Annotated in this window: 22 protein-coding genes; 17 read left to right on the forward strand and 5 right to left on the reverse strand. The window is 67.5% G+C overall.

What is annotated here, in order from left to right:
- Positions 1 to 29: 29 nt before the first annotated feature.
- The 11 genes from DSM104443_RS01870 (at position 30) to DSM104443_RS01915 (ending at position 7,707) form a co-directional block, all read left to right on the forward strand.
- The gene (locus tag DSM104443_RS01870) at positions 30 to 989 is read left to right on the forward strand and encodes a prepilin peptidase (RefSeq protein WP_171089010.1); all 960 of its coding nucleotides are present in this window, start codon (positions 30 to 32) and stop codon (positions 987 to 989) included.
- Entirely contained in the window at positions 986 to 1,591 is a 606-nt protein-coding gene (gene coaE, locus DSM104443_RS01875) for a dephospho-CoA kinase (RefSeq protein ID WP_212756896.1), read from the forward strand. The genes DSM104443_RS01870 and coaE overlap by 4 nt, the downstream gene beginning before the upstream one ends.
- A gap of 88 nt (positions 1,592 to 1,679) precedes the next feature.
- The gene (zapD, locus tag DSM104443_RS01880; RefSeq protein ID WP_171089011.1) at positions 1,680 to 2,435 is read left to right on the forward strand and encodes a cell division protein ZapD; all 756 of its coding nucleotides are present in this window, start codon (positions 1,680 to 1,682) and stop codon (positions 2,433 to 2,435) included.
- The gene (locus DSM104443_RS01885) at positions 2,432 to 2,626 is read left to right on the forward strand and encodes a DNA gyrase inhibitor YacG (protein ID WP_246232452.1); all 195 of its coding nucleotides are present in this window, start codon (positions 2,432 to 2,434) and stop codon (positions 2,624 to 2,626) included. Before zapD ends, DSM104443_RS01885 begins: the two co-directional genes overlap by 4 nt.
- 96 nt (positions 2,627 to 2,722) lie before the next feature.
- Positions 2,723 to 3,163 carry a DUF2244 domain-containing protein gene (locus DSM104443_RS01890; RefSeq protein ID WP_171089012.1) on the forward strand — a complete coding sequence of 147 codons (441 nt, stop codon included), beginning with the start codon at positions 2,723 to 2,725 and terminating at the stop codon, positions 3,161 to 3,163.
- Positions 3,164 to 3,187: 24 nt separating this feature from the next.
- Entirely contained in the window at positions 3,188 to 4,351 is a 1,164-nt protein-coding gene (gene coxB, locus DSM104443_RS01895) for a cytochrome c oxidase subunit II (RefSeq protein WP_171089013.1), read from the forward strand.
- A gap of 35 nt (positions 4,352 to 4,386) precedes the next feature.
- A complete protein-coding gene (gene ctaD / locus DSM104443_RS01900; RefSeq protein WP_171089014.1) occupies positions 4,387 to 5,997 on the forward strand; it encodes a cytochrome c oxidase subunit I in 1,611 nt (536 codons plus the stop codon).
- Between the two features lie 19 nt (positions 5,998 to 6,016).
- Positions 6,017 to 6,139 (forward strand): hypothetical protein, encoded by a 123-nt coding sequence (locus DSM104443_RS21985; protein ID WP_281359540.1) that lies wholly within the window; start codon positions 6,017 to 6,019, stop codon positions 6,137 to 6,139.
- Complete coding sequence (locus tag DSM104443_RS01905) at positions 6,136 to 6,663, forward strand: cytochrome c oxidase assembly protein (protein ID WP_171089015.1); 528 nt, start codon at positions 6,136 to 6,138, stop codon at positions 6,661 to 6,663. The genes DSM104443_RS21985 and DSM104443_RS01905 overlap by 4 nt, the downstream gene beginning before the upstream one ends.
- A 4-nt stretch (positions 6,664 to 6,667) precedes the next feature.
- Positions 6,668 to 6,841: a DUF2970 domain-containing protein gene (locus DSM104443_RS01910; protein WP_171089016.1), complete on the forward strand. Its 174-nt coding sequence runs from the start codon at positions 6,668 to 6,670 to the stop codon at positions 6,839 to 6,841.
- A gap of 14 nt (positions 6,842 to 6,855) precedes the next feature.
- Positions 6,856 to 7,707 carry a cytochrome c oxidase subunit 3 gene (locus DSM104443_RS01915; protein ID WP_212756898.1) on the forward strand — a complete coding sequence of 284 codons (852 nt, stop codon included), beginning with the start codon at positions 6,856 to 6,858 and terminating at the stop codon, positions 7,705 to 7,707.
- Between the two features lie 115 nt (positions 7,708 to 7,822).
- Here DSM104443_RS01915 and DSM104443_RS01920 read toward each other — a convergent pair whose 3' ends face one another.
- Positions 7,823 to 8,026 carry a twin transmembrane helix small protein gene (locus DSM104443_RS01920; RefSeq protein WP_171089017.1) on the reverse strand — a complete coding sequence of 68 codons (204 nt, stop codon included), beginning with the start codon at positions 8,024 to 8,026 and terminating at the stop codon, positions 7,823 to 7,825.
- Positions 8,027 to 8,062: 36 nt separating this feature from the next.
- On the opposite strand from DSM104443_RS01920, the gene DSM104443_RS01925 reads away from it, so the two are divergent.
- From DSM104443_RS01925 to DSM104443_RS01940, 4 genes are read left to right on the forward strand one after another with little or no spacing between them, the layout of a single operon-like run.
- Complete coding sequence (locus DSM104443_RS01925; protein WP_171089018.1) at positions 8,063 to 8,767, forward strand: SURF1 family protein; 705 nt, start codon at positions 8,063 to 8,065, stop codon at positions 8,765 to 8,767.
- Positions 8,764 to 9,321, forward strand: coding sequence for an SCO family protein (locus DSM104443_RS01930; protein WP_171089019.1), 558 nt, complete (start codon positions 8,764 to 8,766; stop codon positions 9,319 to 9,321). The genes DSM104443_RS01925 and DSM104443_RS01930 overlap by 4 nt, the downstream gene beginning before the upstream one ends.
- Positions 9,322 to 9,368: 47 nt before the next feature.
- Positions 9,369 to 10,268 (forward strand): heme o synthase, encoded by a 900-nt coding sequence (gene cyoE, locus DSM104443_RS01935; protein WP_171089020.1) that lies wholly within the window; start codon positions 9,369 to 9,371, stop codon positions 10,266 to 10,268.
- Positions 10,265 to 10,864, forward strand: coding sequence for an SCO family protein (locus tag DSM104443_RS01940; RefSeq protein ID WP_212756900.1), 600 nt, complete (start codon positions 10,265 to 10,267; stop codon positions 10,862 to 10,864). Before cyoE ends, DSM104443_RS01940 begins: the two co-directional genes overlap by 4 nt.
- 258 nt (positions 10,865 to 11,122) lie before the next feature.
- Here the strand turns inward: DSM104443_RS01940 and rpoH are convergent, their stop codons facing one another.
- From rpoH to ftsY, 4 genes are all read right to left on the reverse strand, one after another.
- Complete coding sequence (gene rpoH / locus DSM104443_RS01945) at positions 11,123 to 11,974, reverse strand: RNA polymerase sigma factor RpoH (RefSeq protein ID WP_425509614.1); 852 nt, start codon at positions 11,972 to 11,974, stop codon at positions 11,123 to 11,125.
- Between the two features lie 71 nt (positions 11,975 to 12,045).
- Positions 12,046 to 12,957, reverse strand: a complete 912-nt coding sequence (ftsX, locus tag DSM104443_RS01950) for a permease-like cell division protein FtsX (RefSeq protein ID WP_171089021.1) — start codon at positions 12,955 to 12,957, stop codon at positions 12,046 to 12,048.
- A complete protein-coding gene (locus DSM104443_RS01955; RefSeq protein ID WP_171089022.1) occupies positions 12,954 to 13,604 on the reverse strand; it encodes a cell division ATP-binding protein FtsE in 651 nt (216 codons plus the stop codon). Before DSM104443_RS01955 ends, ftsX begins: the two co-directional genes overlap by 4 nt.
- Positions 13,601 to 14,554: a signal recognition particle-docking protein FtsY gene (ftsY, locus tag DSM104443_RS01960; RefSeq protein ID WP_212756902.1), complete on the reverse strand. Its 954-nt coding sequence runs from the start codon at positions 14,552 to 14,554 to the stop codon at positions 13,601 to 13,603. Before ftsY ends, DSM104443_RS01955 begins: the two co-directional genes overlap by 4 nt.
- Before the next feature lie 61 nt (positions 14,555 to 14,615).
- On the opposite strand from ftsY, the gene rsmD reads away from it, so the two are divergent.
- Together rsmD and coaD are read left to right on the forward strand one after the other, a co-directional pair.
- Positions 14,616 to 15,167, forward strand: coding sequence for a 16S rRNA (guanine(966)-N(2))-methyltransferase RsmD (gene rsmD / locus DSM104443_RS01965; protein ID WP_171089023.1), 552 nt, complete (start codon positions 14,616 to 14,618; stop codon positions 15,165 to 15,167).
- A complete protein-coding gene (coaD, locus tag DSM104443_RS01970) occupies positions 15,164 to 15,664 on the forward strand; it encodes a pantetheine-phosphate adenylyltransferase (RefSeq protein ID WP_425509615.1) in 501 nt (166 codons plus the stop codon). The genes rsmD and coaD overlap by 4 nt, the downstream gene beginning before the upstream one ends.
- Positions 15,665 to 15,666: the final 2 nt, after the last annotated feature.

A 15,666-nucleotide genomic window follows, 5' to 3' on the forward strand; every position in this document is an offset into this window, starting at 1 on the left:
TTTCTTTTCCCCTTCCCTAGGCCGCGCCCGTGCTCGACGCCCTCCAGACTTCCCCCGCATGGCTGATCGGCGTATGCACGCTGCTGGGGCTGTGCGTGGGGTCGTTCCTGAACGTCGTGATCTACCGCCTGCCGCTGATGCTGCAGCGCGAGTGGGTTTCGGAGGCTCGCGAGATCGTGGCCGAGCTGGGCGAGGGCGTGTCGCGGCGCTTCCGCATCCGGCCGCCCGCCAAGGCGGCCAAGGCTTCGAGGGCGGGCCCGTGGAAGGCGAAGCGCTGGGCCGAAGGACGGGAAGGGGAGGCGCGCCTGAGCCTCATGTTCCCTCCTTCGCGCTGCCCGTCGTGCGGCAGCGGCATCACCGCGCTGCAGAACGTCCCGGTGGTGAGCTGGATCGTCCTGCGGGGCAAGTGCGCGAACTGCCGCGCGCCGATCAGCGCGCGCTATCCCATCGTCGAGCTCGCCGCCGGTTTGCTGGGAGGATTCCTCGCGTGGCGCTACGGCTACTCGCTCGCGCTCGCCGGAGCTCTGGTGTTCGCGTGGGCGCTGCTCGCGCTGTCCCTCATCGATTTCGACACGCAGTACTTGCCGGACGTCATCACGCTTCCGCTGCTCTGGCTGGGTCTCCTGGTGAACCTCGACTCCACCTTCGCCACCCCGCGCGCGGCCTTGCTGGGCGCGGTCGGGGGCTACCTCGTGCTGTGGTCGGTGTACTGGGCCTTCAAGCTGATCGCCAAGAAGGAAGGCATGGGCTATGGCGACTTCAAGCTGCTCGCCGCGATCGGCGCGTGGGTCGGCTGGCAGGTGCTGCCCTTCGTGATCCTCGTCTCCGCGGGCCTGGGATCGGTCATCGGAATCGCGGCCGTCGTGTTGAAGGGCAACTCGACCGATGCCCGCATGCCCTTCGGCCCGTATCTCGCGCTGGGCGGCATCCTCGCCCTGGTCTGGGGCCGCGTGGTCACCGTCTACTGGCTGGGCTACTGGCCGTCGTGAAGCTGTCCGTCGGCCTCACCGGGGGCATCGGGTCGGGCAAGTCCACGGTCGCGGAGCGCTTCGAGCGGCTCGGGGCGTCGCTGGTCGATGCCGACGAGATCTCGCGGGCGCTTACTGCGCCGGGCGGCGCGGCAATGCCGGCGCTGCGAGCGGCTTTCGGAAGGGGTCTTGTCGCGGCCGACGGCGCCCTGGACCGCCGGGCCATGCGCGAGCTCGCGTTCACCGATCCCGGAGCGCGCGCGCGGCTCGAAGCCATCCTCCATCCGCTGGTCCGCGCGGAATCGGATCGCGCGCGGGCCGGCGCAGGAGGACACTACGTGATGATGATCGTCCCCCTGCTCTTCGAAACCGGCGGCCAGGCGCGCGTGGACCGCACGCTCGTGGTCGATGCACCCGAGGAAACACAGGTCGAACGCGTCGTGCGCCGCTCGGCCCTCGCGCCGGAAGAGGTCCGGCAGGTGATGGCGGCCCAGTGGCCGCGCTGGCGCCGGCTGCAGGCGGCCGACGACGTGGTCTTCAACGGCGGGAGCGAGGGCGAGCTCGATGCCCAGTGCGAGCGATTGCACGCCCGATACGCCGAACTGGCACGAGAGAGAGCGTGATGCATTGTCAACAGCGGCGCGCATGGGACACAATGCGGCCACCTTCCCACGACGGGGACCGTACAGGACGGTCTTCGGCGAGCCCCTGGTGATCATCTACGAATATCCCCTCAACGAGCGCGTCCGCACGCTGCTCCGGCTGGAGGATCTCTACGCCCGGGTCGATCACTTCCTCGGGCTCGACGACCCGAACGACCACCACGCCGCGCTCACCGGCATCTTCGAGATCCTCGAGGTGGCGAGCCGCGCGGACCTGAAGAGCGACCTCCTGCAGGAGCTGGACCGCCAGCGCACCTTCCTCGACGCGCTTCGCAGCAACCCCGCGATCAGCGAGGACAAGCTGAACCAGGTGCTGGGCGACATCGAGACCGCCTTCTCCAACCTCCACGCGCTCTCGGGAAAGACCGGGCAGAGCCTGCGCGAGAACGAGTGGCTGATGGCGATCAAGCAGCGCGCCGGCATCCCCGGCGGCACCAGCGAGTTCGACCTGCCCTCGTACCACTACTGGCTGCAGCAGCCGCCCGAGGCGCGCCGCGGCCACCTCGCCGAGTGGATGAAGCCCATCAAGCCGGTCCACGCGGCGCTGTCGATCGTGCTGCGCGTGCTGCGGGAGAGCGGGCGCACCGTCTCGCTGATGGCCTACCAGGGCGTGTTCCAGCAGACGCCCGCCGACAAGCCGGCGCAGATGCTGCGCCTGGTTTTGGCCAACGACATCCCGTGCGTGCCCGAGATCAGCGCCAACAAGTACGCGCTCAACATCCGCTTCCTGCTGCCCGAGGTGGTGCAGAAGTCGCGCGTCTACGACCGCGACGTCGCCTTCGACCTCATCTTCTGCAACCTGTGACCACCGTCGCCTGCCCGACCTGCGGAGAGCCGTCCGCCTTCACCCCGGAGAACCGCTGGCGGCCGTTTTGCTCGGAACGTTGCCGCCTGGTCGACCTCGGAGCCTGGGCCACGGAGTCCTACCGCATCCCCGCCAAGCCGGACGAAAACGAGGACGAGGGCCCCTCCGGGGATTCGCGCGAGCCCGGTTGAAGGCGTCTTTTTTGCGAACGCCCCCGGGGTCGGCTAAAATGATGCGGTTTTCCGGCAGGGTCTTCCCTCTTGGATACCGCGGGTTCCCCACCCTTCGTGCATCTCTCGGTTCCCAACCGCTCGTTGGGCCCGCGGGGCCGGCGTGGGTGCCTCGCGGCGATCGGTGGGACGACGCTGGCGGTGGCGCTGGGGGCGACGCTCCTGGGCGCATGGCCGGTGATGCCCTTCGCGGGGCTCGAGGTCCTGCTCCTGTGGATCGCATTCCGTTCCATCCAGCGCCACGACGGGGATTACGAGCGCCTCGAGATCGGCGCCGCGGGCGAAGTGAGGCTCGAGGCGCGCGACGCGAGGTGCGAGACGAGGTTCGTGGCGCAGCGCCCCTGGGCGCGCGTGGTGATGAAGGAACGCGGGCGCCGCTGCACCTTGGGGCTCGCGTATGCAGGAAGGACAGTGCCGCTGGGGCGGATGCTGTCCGACGACGGAAGACGGGAACTGGCCACGCAGCTGCGGGGTTGGCTCCGGGTCGCCGCCGAATAAGGGATAACTAAAAAGGTCTTGGCCATGCCTGTGAAATTCAACCGAGCCGTTGCCGCCGCCGCCGCTTTTCTTTCCGCGCCGGTGCTCGCCGACTACCACGTCGACATCCTGCCGCCGGCAACACCGATCGCGCAGCAGATCTACGACCTGCACTTCGGCATCCTCTGGGTGTGCGTCGGCATCTTCGTCGTGGTGTTCGGCGCGATGTTCTGGTCGGTGTTCGCGCACCGCAAGAGCCGCGGGGCCAAGGCCGCGCAGTTCCACGAGAACACCACCATCGAGATCATCTGGACGGTCGTGCCGTTCGTGATCCTGATCGGCATGGCCTACCCGGCCACCAAGACCGTCCTCGACATGAAGGACGGCTCGAACCCCGACATGAGCATCAAGGTCACCGCCTACCAGTGGAAGTGGGAGTACGACTACCTCCAGGACGGCGTGCGTTTCTACTCGAGCCTGAAGACCCCGCGCGACCAGATCGAGGAGCACCACGGCAAGGGTGCCCCGAAGAACCCGAACTACCTGCTCGAGGTCGACCGCGAAATGGTCGTGCCCGTGGGCAAGAAAGTCCGCGTGCTCATCACCTCCAACGACGTGATCCACGGCTGGTACGTGCCGCAGCTGGGCGTGAACCAGTACGGCATCCCCGGCTTCGTGAAGGACGCGTGGTTCAAGATCGACAAGCCCGGCACGTACCTCGGCCAGTGCTCGCAGATCTGCGGCAAGGAGCACGGCTTCATGCCGATCGTCGTGAAGGCGGTCAACGCCGACGACTACAAGAAATGGGTCGCCGACACCAAGGCCAAGATGCCGCCCCCGCCCGCCGCCGAGCCGGCCGCGCAGGTCGCCGCCGCGGCCCCGGCCGAGGACCCGAACAAGAAGTGGACCGTCGACGAGCTGAAGGCCAACGGCCAGAAGGTCTACGCGGCCAACTGCCAGGCCTGCCACGGCGCCGAGGGCAAGGGCACGCCGCCCGCGTTCCCGCCGCTCGCCGGCAGCAAGGTCGCCAACGGCGCGAAGGGCGCGCAGATCGACCTCGAGCTGAAGGGCAAGCCCGGCACGGCGATGGCGTCGTTCGCGTCGCTCTCGGACAGCGACCTGGCGTCGGTCATCACGCATACACGCACCAGCTGGGGCAACAAGGGCGGCGAAGTGATGCCGGCCGAAGTCAAAGCGGCCCGCAAGTAAGCCGGCCCCCAACGAACAAAGAGACGGAGAGCACCATGAGCACTGCCACCCACGCTCACGACACACACGCCCACGGCGACGACCACGCGCACGACCACCACGGTCCGCCCGCGGGCTTCACGCGCTGGATGTACACGACGAACCACAAGGACATCGGCACGATGTACCTCTGGTTCTCGTTCACGATGTTCCTGCTGGGCGGGACGATGGCGCTGCTGATCCGCGCCGAGCTCTTCCAGCCGGGGCTGCAGCTGGTCGAGCCGCAGTTCTTCAACTCGCTCACCACGGTGCACGGCCTGGTGATGGTGTTCGGCGCGATCATGCCGGCCTTCGTGGGCTTCGCGAACTGGCTGATCCCCATGCAGGTGGGCGCGGCCGACATGGCGTTCCCGCGCATGAACAACTGGAGCTTCTGGCTGCTGATCCCGGCCGCCCTCCTGCTCGTGGGCTCGTTCTTCGTGCCGGGCGGCGCCGCCGCCTCGGGCTGGACGCTCTATCCGCCGCTCATCATCCAGCAGGGCATCTCGATCGACATGACGATCCTCGCCGTCCACATCCTGGGCGCCTCGTCGATCATGGGCTCGATCAACATCATCACGACCATCCTCAACATGCGCGCCCCCGGGATGACGCTGATGAAGATGCCGCTGTTCGTGTGGACGTGGCTCATCACCGCCTACCTGCTGATCGCCGTGATGCCGGTGCTCGCGGGCGCGGTCACGATGCTGCTGACCGACCGCCACTTCGGCACGTCGTTCTTCAACGCGGCCGGCGGCGGCGACCCGACGATGTTCCTGCACATCTTCTGGTTCTTCGGCCACCCCGAGGTCTACATCATGATCCTGCCCGCGTTCGGGATCGTGTCGCAGATCATCCCGGCCTTTGCGCGCAAGCCCCTCTTCGGCTACGCGTCGATGGTCTATGCCACCTCGTCGATCGCCATCCTGTCGTTCATCGTGTGGGGCCACCACATGTTCACGGTCGGCATGCCGGCCGCGGGCAACCTGTTCTTCATGTACGCGACGATGCTGATCGCCGTGCCCACGGGCGTGAAGATCTTCAACTGGATCTCCACCATGTGGAAGGGCTCGATGACCTTCGAGACCCCGATGCTCTTCGCGGTGGGCTTCCTGTGCCTCTTCACGATCGGCGGCTTCTCGGGCCTGGTGCTCGCGATCACGCCGGTGGACATCACGCTGCACAACACCTACTACGTCGTGGCGCACTTCCACTACGTGCTGGTGTCGGGCGCGCTGTTCTCCATCATGGCGGGCATCTACTTCTGGCTGCCGAAGTGGACCGGCCACATGTACAACGAGACCCTGGGCAAGACGCACTTCTGGCTCTCGATGATCGGCTTCAACGTCGCGTTCTTCCCGCAGCACTTCCTGGGCCTCGCGGGCATGCCCCGGCGCATCCCGGACTACGCGCTGCAGTTCACCGAGTGGAACCAGATCTCGACCGTCGGCGCCTTCATCTTCGGCTTCTCGCAGATCCTGTTCCTCTACATCGTGGTCGACACGATCCGCAGCACGCACCGCAAGGCCGCGGACAAGCAGTGGGAAGGCGCGGATTCGCTCGAGTGGACGCACCTGCCGACCCCGCTGCCGTACCACACGTTCGAAGTGCAGCCGGTCGTCAAGTAAGCCGATCGCGGACCCGACCATGGCCGAATCGCACAAGCCCACGCCGCAGCAGCGCCGCAATGCGCTGCTGACCGCGGGCGTGCTCGCGGCGCTCGTGCTCGGGATCTACGGGGTGTTCATGCTCAAGGTGTTCAGCGCATGACGCCGGACGTCGCCCTCCAGAACCGCCAGCTGATGGGCAAGCTCGTCGTGATCGCGGTGGCGATGCTCGGCTTCGGCTTCGCGATGGTGCCGATGTACCGGCAGATCTGCGACGCGCTGGGCATCACCCAGACGCGCGTGGTCGCCTCCGGCAACACGCAGGTCGACGCCTCGCGCGACGTGACGGTGGAGCTCCTCGCCTCGAACGCGGGGCTGCCCTGGAAGTTCGATTCGCTGGAGCGTTCCGTGAAGCTGCACCCGGGCGAGCTGGTGACGGTGCGCTACCGCGTGCAGAACACGCTGGGGCGCGACATCACGGCCCACGCGGTGATGAACACGGCGCCTGCGGTGGCCGCGAGATACCTGCTGAAGCAGGAGTGCTTCTGCTTCACCAACCAGACCGTCGCGGCGGGAGAGACGCGCGAGATGCCGGTGGTGTTCCGGGTGAGCCCGGATGCGCCGAAGGACCTGGACGTGATCTCGCTGTCGTACACGTTCTTCGAGGTGAAGGCCTCGGGGGCGTAGTGCCATGAAGGACGCCTTCAAGGCGGTCTTCTGGAGTTTCTTCGGGGTGCGCCGCAAGGCGGACTACGAGTCGGATGCGAAGCACCTCAAGCCGCAGGCGGTGATCGCGGCAGGCGTGATCTGCGCCGTGGGCTTCGTGCTCGTGTTGTTCGGAATCGTGAAGCTGGTGACAAGATAAAAGGGAGCAATACCGTGAGCAACGCACAACCTGGCGGCTACTACTTCGCACCTCCGTCGCACTGGCCGATCGTCGGCTCGATCGCGCTCTTCTTCATGGCGATCGGCGGCGTCCTGCTGATGAACAGCTACGGCGTGGGCTGGATCCCCTTCGGGATCGGGTTCGCCACGCTGGTCTACATGCTCTTCGGCTGGTTCGGCACCGTCATCCGCGAGAGCGAGGGCGGCCTGTTCAACAAGCAGGTGGACGGATCCTTCCGCTGGGCGATGAGCTGGTTCATCTTCTCGGAAGTGATGTTCTTCGCGGCCTTCTTCGGCGCCCTGTTCTACGCTCGCGTCTACTCGCTCCCCTGGCTGGGCGACATCGACAACAAGCTGCTGTGGCCCGACTTCGCGACGCACTGGCCGTCTTCCGGCCCGTACCGCCCGCCGGAGTTCTCGGCGATGCACGCCTGGGGCATTCCCGCCATCAACACGCTGCTGCTGCTCACCTCGGGCGTCACGGTGACCTGGGCCCACTGGGCGCTCAAGAAGGGCGACCGCCAGAACCTGATCTTCGGCCTGTCGCTCACGGTCATGCTGGGCCTGCTGTTCCTGTCGCTGCAGATCTACGAGTACATGCACGCGTACTCGGAGCTGAACCTCAAGCTCACGACGGGCATCTTCGGCTCGACGTTCTTCATGCTGACGGGCTTCCACGGGTTCCACGTCACGCTCGGCGTCACGATGCTGATCGTGATCCTCTTCCGCTGCGTGGCCGGGCACTTCAAGCCCGAGCACCACTTCGGCTTCGAGGCCGTGAGCTGGTACTGGCACTTCGTCGACGTGGTGTGGCTGCTGCTCTTCGTCTTCGTCTACTGGGTTTAAGAATCACGGCGAAAGGCGTCCTCCGCAGATAAACGCGGATAAACGCAGATAAGACCTTAAGGCCGGGTTTCCATCTGCGTTTATCCGCGTTTATCTGCGGAGGACGCCTTTTGCTTTAGGGGTTTCCCGGAGTGCCGGGCAAGAGGCCGAAGTAGTACGAGACGATCAGCAGGACGAACACCAGGACCGAGAGCACGATGCGAACGGTGAGGGCCTTCACGGCCCGGTCCGACTGGCCCTTGTCCTTGTAGATGAAGAAGAGCCCCGAGAACAGGCTCACGATGACGGCGAAGAGCAGGATGACGATGACGATTTTCATGGACCCATTTTACGCCGCCCTCCGGGGCCTGCCGCGGTGAGGATCGGAGCGTTCCATTTCACGCCCCGCCTCGTTCCCACGGTGGCGGCCGTGGCGATGATCGCGCTGCTGGTCTCGCTCGGGCGCTGGCAGGTCGCGCGCGCCGGGGAGAAGCAGGCGCGCCAGGCGCTGCTCGAGGCGCGGATGCAGGAACCTGTGCTCCGACTGTCGGCTCCGATCGCCGATGCCGCGCCGGTGGTCTACCGCCACGTCGCGGCCGAAGGCCGCTACGTGCCCGAGGGCCAGGTCTTCATCGACAACCGGCTGCACCTCGGCCGCGCCGGGTTCCACGTCATGACGCCGCTGCGCCTCGCCTCGGGCGCCACCGTGCTCGTGAATCGCGGCTGGATCGCGCGCGATGCGCAGTATCCGAAACCGCCGGCGGTCGCGGTCCCCGAGGGCAGGGTCACGGTCGCGGGCCTCGCTGCGACGCCCCCCGCGCGCTACCTCGAGCTCTCGACGCAAACCGTGTCGGGCAACGTGTGGCAGAACCTCTCGTTCGCGCGCTATCGCGAGCACGTGCGAATCGACGTCATGCCCTTCGAGATCCTCGTCGCGCCGCCCGCGCCCGGGCTCGCGGCCGTCGAGGAGCAACCCGATGCCGGGGTCGCCAAGCACCAGGAATATGCGCTCACGTGGTTCTCGCTCGCGGTGACCGTGCTCGTGCTCTGGATCGTCGTGAACACGAAGCGCATCGCATGAAGATGAGCCCGCGCGCGAAGCTGCTGGCGCTCTTCGGCCTCTTCGCGGCGCCCATCGTGGCCTCGCTGGTGACCTACCAGCTCTACACGCCGACCGAGACGTCCAACTACGGCGAGCTCCTGCCCGTCCGTCCGGCACCCGGGCAGGTGTTCGGGAACGCGTCGGGGCCGGCATTCCGTTTCGCGGACCTCTCCGGCAAGTGGGTGCTCGTCGCGTCGGACTCCGGCGCATGTGCCCAGGCTTGCGTCGGCAAGCTGACCACGATGAGGCAGGTGCGCCTGGCACTCGGCCGCAACGCGAGCCGGGTCGAGCGCGTCTTCGTGGTGGACGACACGCAGCCGCCCCGCGAAGGCGTGGGCAGCGAATTCCCCGGGATGGAGATCGTGCTCACGCCCAGGGACACGACCCTGCCCGCCGCGCCGGCCAACGACCGCGCGCATATCTACCTCCTCGATCCCCGCGGCAACGTGATGATGCGGTTCCCCGCGGCAGCCGACCCGAAGCGCATGCTCCGGGACTTGAACCGGCTGCTGAGGGCGTCCCAAATGGGATAAAATTCAAGGGCTTGATCGGGCGCCCTCCGTGCCCGCCCCGCGCAACCATGCTCCAGCAGACAACCACTCCCACCGAAGGCATCGGCACCCAGTTCTGGCGGCTCACGAAGCCCCGTGTCGTGTCGCTCATCGTGTTCACCGCGGTGATCGGCATGCTGCTGGCCGCGCCCGTGCTGCCGCCGCTGGACCTGGTCGCCTACGCCACCGTGGGCATCGCGCTCGTCGCGGGCGCCGCCGCGGCGTTCAACTGTCTCGTGGAGCAGCGCATCGACGCGGTGATGGCCCGCACGCGCGCGCGACCGACGGTGATGGGCACCATCACCCAGACGCAGATCCTCGTGATGTCCGGCGGCGTCGGGGGCCTGGGGCTCGCGATCCTCTGGCACGCCGTGAACCCCCTCACCATGTGGCTCACCCTCGCCACGTTCGTGGGCTACGCGATCATCTACACGGTGATCCTCAAGCCGGCGACGCCGCAGAACATCGTGATCGGCGGCGCCTCGGGCGCTATGCCGCCGGTGCTCGGCTGGGCTGCGATCACCGGGGACATCACGTTCCAGCCGCTGCTGCTCTTCCTCATCATCTTCGCGTGGACGCCGCCGCACTTCTGGGCCCTGGCGCTCTACCGCCGCAAGGAATACGAGCGCGCCGGCCTGCCAATGCTGCCGGTCACGCACGGCGAGGCGTTCACGCGCCTGCACCTGCTCTTCTACACGTTCATCCTCATCGCGACGACGCTGCTGCCCTTCGCCACGGCCATGGCCGGCGTCTTCTACGTCGGCTGCGCGCTGGTGCTGGACGCCGTGTTCCTCGCGTATGCGATCGCGCTGTGGCGCCGCTACAGCGACGCGCTCGCCAAGCAGACGTTCGCGTACTCGATCTTCTACCTCGCGATGCTCTTCGCGGCGCTGATGATCGACCACTACCTGCCGCTCCTGGGCGCGTGACGCGCCGCCGCTGGATCTCCGCAGCCCTGGCCCTCGGGGCCGCCTTCGCCTCCGGCTGCGACAAGCTCGGCCCGTCGCGCAGCCCCTTCTTCGGCGTGGACGTGACCGGCGCCAAGATGGGCGGCGAGCTGCGGCTGAAGGATTCCACCGGCAAGGACCGGGCGCTCGCCGACTTCCGCGGCAAGGTCGTGGCACTCTTCTTTGGCTACACGCACTGCCCCGACGTGTGCCCCACCACGCTCGCCGACATGGCGAAGGCGATGAAGCTCCTGGAGTCCGACGCCCGGCGCGTGCAGGTGCTGTTCGTCACTGTCGATCCCAAGCGCGACACGCCGGAGCTGCTCGGGCAGTACGTTCCCGCGTTCGACCCTTCGTTCCTCGGCCTGTGGGGCGATGCGGGCGCCACGACGAAGGCGACGAAGGACTTCAACATCTATTTCCAGGAGCGCGCCGGCAAGGATGCGGGCAGCTATACGGTGGACCACACCGCGCAATCGTTCGTGATCGACAAGGAAGGGCGGCTTCGGCTGGTATGGCCCTACGGGATCGAGCCGGCGCAGATGGCGGGCGACCTCAAGGTCCTGCTGAACTCCTAGCGTTTCTTGGCTCTCGCTGGCGCGAAGTCAAAAGCTGAACCACGGAGGACACGGAGGCACGGAGGGCCACGGAGAAAAACTTCTGGGCAAGTCAATTGCGGGCGATCTCGATCCACTGCCGACCGCATCACTCGCGATCATTCAAGTATTCCTCCGTGGCCCTCCGTGCCTCCGTGTCCTCCGTGGTTCAAGATTTGACGTTGCCGTAAAAAGAAAAGGGCGCCCGAAGGCGCCCCTTTTTTCTTGCCAGTCTCTTCGTTAACGAAGATCGGCCATCGCGACCTTCATCTTCTGCAGCGCCTTCGCCTCGATCTGGCGGATGCGCTCGGCCGAGACGCCGAACTCGTCGGCGAGCTCGTGCAGCGTCTTGGGGTCGGACTCGTTCAGCCACCGCGCGCGGATGATGCGCTGGCTGCGCGCGTCCAGGCCCTCGATCGCGGACTTGAGGCCGTCGGCCTCGAGCGTCTCGCCCCGCGTGCGTTCCAGGTGCTCCGCCGGACCTTCGCCCGGCTCGCGCAGGTACGCGATGGGCGCGAAGGATTCCTCGCCGTCGTCGACCTGCGGCTCGAGGGCGATGTCCTGGCCCTGGAGGCGCTGCTCCATCTCGATGACGTCGCTTTCCTTCACGTTCAGCGTCTGGGCGACCTGGGCCACCTCGGTGGGCGTGAGCGCGGCCGAGGACTTCTTCATGCTGCGCAGGTTGAAGAAGAGCTTGCGCTGCGCCTTGGTGGTGGCGACCTTCACCAGCCTCCAGTTGCGCAGGATGTATTCGTGGATCTCGGCCTTGATCCAGTGGATCGCGAAGGACGCGAGGCGCACGCCGCGTTCCGGATCGAAGCGCTTCACGGCCTTCATCAGGCCGATGTTGCCTTCCTGCACGAGGTCGCCCTGCGGCAGGCCGTAGCCCATGTAGTTGCGGGCCACCGACACCACGAGGCGAAGGTGCGATAGGACGAGGTCATGCGCGGCGGCGACGTCACCGGACGCCTTCAATTTGCGTCCCAGCTCCGTCTCGCGCTCGGCCGTGAGCATCGGGATGGCGTTCACCGCCTGGACGTACGACTCCGGGCTGGAAACGGCGGGCAGGGTGCGAAGGGTCATCGTGCTCATGTGGCTTGGGCCTCCTGGGGAGATTTTAGCACTCGGGAGATTTGAGTGCTAATTCGGTAAATCGTTCCCCGCTACCGCCCCTTGGCGAACTGCCGGAGCTCCCGGCCCACCGAGACCCAGGCGCCGATCCAGCCGAGCAGGGCGGCCCCCAGCCCAATGGCGATGAGCCCGGCCCAGTCTATGAAAACCACCTTGAATTCAGTGGTATAGGTGCTAGTAAGGGCTCGCAACTCGTACTGGAGCCAGGCCGAGACGGTCGCCGCCAGCGCCACCGCGGCCAGGCCGGCCAGGAGGCCCTGGAAGATCCCGTGGTAGAGGAACGGGCGGCGGACGTCCGCGGCGGTCGCCCCCACGAGCTGGCTCACCTCGATCTCCTCGCGCCGTGTCAGGACCTGGAGGCGGATCAGGTGGCCGACGATGAAGACCACGGCCAGGGCGAGGAACAGGCCCACGGCGGCGAGCGCCCGGTCGCCGAACCGGACCCAGCGGCCGAGCCGCTCGGACCATTCGAAGTCGGCGACGACCTGGTCGACCTTGGGGAGCTTCTGCCATTCGCCCCGCAAAGCTTCGATGCGCGCGGGCTCGGTGGTGCGCACGCGGACCGTGAAGGCATGGGGCAGGGGATTGCGCTCCAGGCTCGCGAGCAGCTCGGCCAGGTGCGTCGTGGACTTGAGCTCCTGCAGGGCCGCCTCGCGCGAGACGAAGCGCACCGAAGCCGCGTCCGCATGCGAGCGCAGCCGGGGCTCGAGCTTCTTCGCCTCGTCTTCCGTGGCGTCGAGGGCGAGATAGACGTTCACGTGCGGATCGGTGTCGAGCCCGGCCGCGGCGCTGGAGACGCCCTTCAGCACGACGGCCGCGAGCATCGGCAGGGCCAGCGCGATCGCGATCACCAGGACCGCGGAGAGCGTGGCGAAGGGTTGCGCGGCGATGCGCCCGAGCGCGGCGGCCGCGGCCTGGCCGTGCAGCGTGAGCCACGTCCTCATGCGGCGAGCGCGCCCTTGGCGAGCGCGATGCGGCGTCCCCCGACGCGATCGAGGCTGCGCTCGTCGTGCGAGGAGATGAGCACCGTCACGCCCACCTGGTTGAAGGACACGAAGAGGTCGACGATGGCGCCCGCGTAGTCGCTGTCCAGGTTGCCGGTGGGCTCGTCGGCAATGAGGATCGACGGGCGGTTCACGATGGCGCGCGCGATGCAGAGGCGCTGCTGCTCGCCGCCGGAAAGCGCCACGGGCATCGCCTTCTCGCGCTCGAGGAGCCCCACCTTGTCGAGCGATGCGCGGACGCGGCGCGCCGTCTCCGAGCCGGTGAAGCCCGCGACCCGCAGCGGCAGCGCGACGTTCTCGAACGCGTTGCGGTCGAAGAGGAGCTTGTGGTCCTGGAACACGAAGCCGATGCGCCGGCGGAGCACCGCGAGCGCCGTCTCGCCCAGCGCGGCGAGGTTCTGGCCGTGGATCACGACGCTTCCCGCGGTCGCCCGCTCGAGGCCCGCGGCGAGCTTGAGCAGCGTGGTCTTGCCCGCGCCGGAGTGGCCCGTCACCGCCACCAGCTCGCCCGAGCCGATCTCGCAGCTCACGTCGTGCAGCGCCTCGCGGCCGGGATATCGCTTGGTGACGGCGGAGAACTGGATCACGAGAACAGCGCCTCGACGAACTCCGCGGCGACGAACGGGCGGAGGTCGTCGGCCTTCTCGCCCACGCCGATGAAGCGCACGGGGATCGGGCGCTCCGTCGCGATCGCCGCCAGCGCCCCGCCCTTGGCCGTGCCGTCGAGCTTGGTGACGATGAGGCCCGTGAGCTGCAGCGCTTCGTCGAACGCCTTCACCTGCTGCACGGCGTTCTGGCCCGTGTTCGCGTCGAGCACCAGCCAGGTCTCGTGCGGCGCGGAGGGATCGGCCTTGGCGATCACCCGCTTCACCTTGCGGATCTCTTCCATCAGGTGCATCTGGGTCGGCAGGCGTCCCGCCGTGTCGGCCAGCACGACGTCGATGCCCTTGGCCTTCGCCGACTGCACCGCGTCGAAGATGACGGCCGCGGAGTCGCCCTTGTCCTGTGCGACGACGGTGACGCCGTGGCGCTCGCCCCAGGCCATGAGCTGCTCGCGCGCCGCGGCGCGGAAGGTATCGCCGGCCGCGAGGAGCACGGACTTCCCCTGCGACTGGAACAGGCGCGTGAGCTTGGCGATGGTGGTGGTCTTGCCGGCGCCGTTCACGCCGGCGAGCAGGATCACCCACGGGCGCGGCGGCGAGTCGGGCAGTGGCTTTTCCAGCGGCGTCAAAAGCCGAGTGAGCGCGGAGCGCAGCTCGCCTTCGAGGGCGGAAGCCTCTTCGAGCCGCTTCGACTTCACGGCGCGGCGCAGCTCGTCGATCAGGCGCTGGGTGGCGGCGGTGCCCACGTCGCTCGCGAGCAGCGTGCCCTCCAGCGATTCGTAGAGCGCCTCGTCGATCTTCGGCGCGGCGCGAAAGACGTTCGCGGCTTCCTTCAGTCGATCGCCCGTGCGCGCAAGGCCCGCCTTCAGGCGCGTGCGCCAGTCGGAGGCAGCGGTGTCGTCGGTCTTGGGAGGCTTCGGTTCGCGCGAGAACAAGTGGAGGAAAACCTGGAGGACTGCGGGGAAGGGCGAAAATATTTTACGGTATTATCGATCGATGAGCGGCCGCAATCGCGTGCGCATCATCGGCGGCGAATGGCGCAGCCGCCTCGTGCGGTTCCCCGGTACTCCGGGCCTGCGGCCCACGCCCGACCGGGTGCGCGAAACCCTATTCAACTGGCTCGGCCAGCGCCTCGACGGGCTGTCGTGCGTGGACCTTTTTGCCGGCAGCGGAGCGCTCGGCTTCGAGGCGCTGTCGCGCGGCGCCGCGCGCGTGGTGATGATCGACCGCGACCGCCTGGCGGTAGAAGCCCTGAAGGAAGCCGCCCGCGAGCTCGGCGCCACGGGCGCGGACGTGGTGGCCGCGGATTCGATCGCATGGCTCGGCCGAGGCACCGAGAAGTTCGACGTGGCCTTCGTCGATCCACCCTATGCGAGCGACCTGGCGGCCCAGGCGCTGGCGAAGCTGGGCCCGCGGCTGAACCCCGGCGCCCGGGTCTACGTCGAGAGCGCGAAGCCGCTCGAACCGGGCGCTCCGTGGCGCGAAACGCGCGAAGGGAAGGCCGGCGCGGTACGCTTCGCCTTGTACGAATACGAGATCAGCCAATGACCATCAAGCGCGCCGTCTATCCCGGAACCTTCGACCCCATCACCAACGGGCACGAGGACTTGATCCAGCGAGCCGCCAAGCTCTTCGACGAGGTCGTGGTCGGCGTGGCCCACAGCCAGGCCAAGCGACCTTTCTTCTCGCTCGACGAGCGCGTGGAGCTCGCGCGGAAGGTGCTCGACCGCTATCCCAACGTGAAGGTGCTGGGCTTCGCGGGCCTCCTCTCGGAGTTCGTGAAGGAGCAGCGCTCGGGCGTGATCCTGCGCGGCCTTCGCGCCGTCTCGGACTTCGAGTACGAGTTCCAGCTGGCCGGCATGAACCGCCGCCTGGCGCCGGGCGTCGAGACGCTCTTCCTCACGCCCTCCGACACCTATCTCTTCCTTTCCGCCACGATCGTGCGCGAGATCGCGGTGCTGGGCGGCGACGTGAGCGCCTTCGTGCACCCGCTCACCGTGCAGCGCATGCGCGAGAAGATCGGCAAGGGCGGATTCGAGGTCTAGCC

The organism is Usitatibacter rugosus (assembly GCF_013003965.1).
Classification (GTDB): Bacteria; Pseudomonadota; Gammaproteobacteria; order Burkholderiales; family Usitatibacteraceae; genus Usitatibacter; species Usitatibacter rugosus.

Bases quoted from the DNA above. Each gene is read 5' to 3' on its own strand.
- rpoH (WP_425509614.1), bottom strand. From the start codon at position 11,974: ATGAGCACGATGACCCTTCGCACCCTGCCCGCCGTTTCCAGCCCGGAG.
- coxB (WP_171089013.1), top strand. From the start codon at position 3,188: ATGCCTGTGAAATTCAACCGAGCCGTTGCCGCCGCCGCCGCTTTTCTT.
- DSM104443_RS01910 (WP_171089016.1), top strand. From the start codon at position 6,668: ATGAAGGACGCCTTCAAGGCGGTCTTCTGGAGTTTCTTCGGGGTGCGC.
- ctaD (WP_171089014.1), top strand. From the start codon at position 4,387: ATGAGCACTGCCACCCACGCTCACGACACACACGCCCACGGCGACGAC.
- ftsX (WP_171089021.1), bottom strand. From the start codon at position 12,957: ATGAGGACGTGGCTCACGCTGCACGGCCAGGCCGCGGCCGCCGCGCTC.
- DSM104443_RS21985 (WP_281359540.1), top strand. From the start codon at position 6,017: ATGGCCGAATCGCACAAGCCCACGCCGCAGCAGCGCCGCAATGCGCTG.
- DSM104443_RS01930 (WP_171089019.1), top strand. From the start codon at position 8,764: ATGAAGATGAGCCCGCGCGCGAAGCTGCTGGCGCTCTTCGGCCTCTTC.
- DSM104443_RS01905 (WP_171089015.1), top strand. From the start codon at position 6,136: ATGACGCCGGACGTCGCCCTCCAGAACCGCCAGCTGATGGGCAAGCTC.
- rsmD (WP_171089023.1), top strand. From the start codon at position 14,616: ATGAGCGGCCGCAATCGCGTGCGCATCATCGGCGGCGAATGGCGCAGC.
- cyoE (WP_171089020.1), top strand. From the start codon at position 9,369: ATGCTCCAGCAGACAACCACTCCCACCGAAGGCATCGGCACCCAGTTC.
- DSM104443_RS01920 (WP_171089017.1), bottom strand. From the start codon at position 8,026: ATGAAAATCGTCATCGTCATCCTGCTCTTCGCCGTCATCGTGAGCCTG.
- coaD (WP_425509615.1), top strand. From the start codon at position 15,164: ATGACCATCAAGCGCGCCGTCTATCCCGGAACCTTCGACCCCATCACC.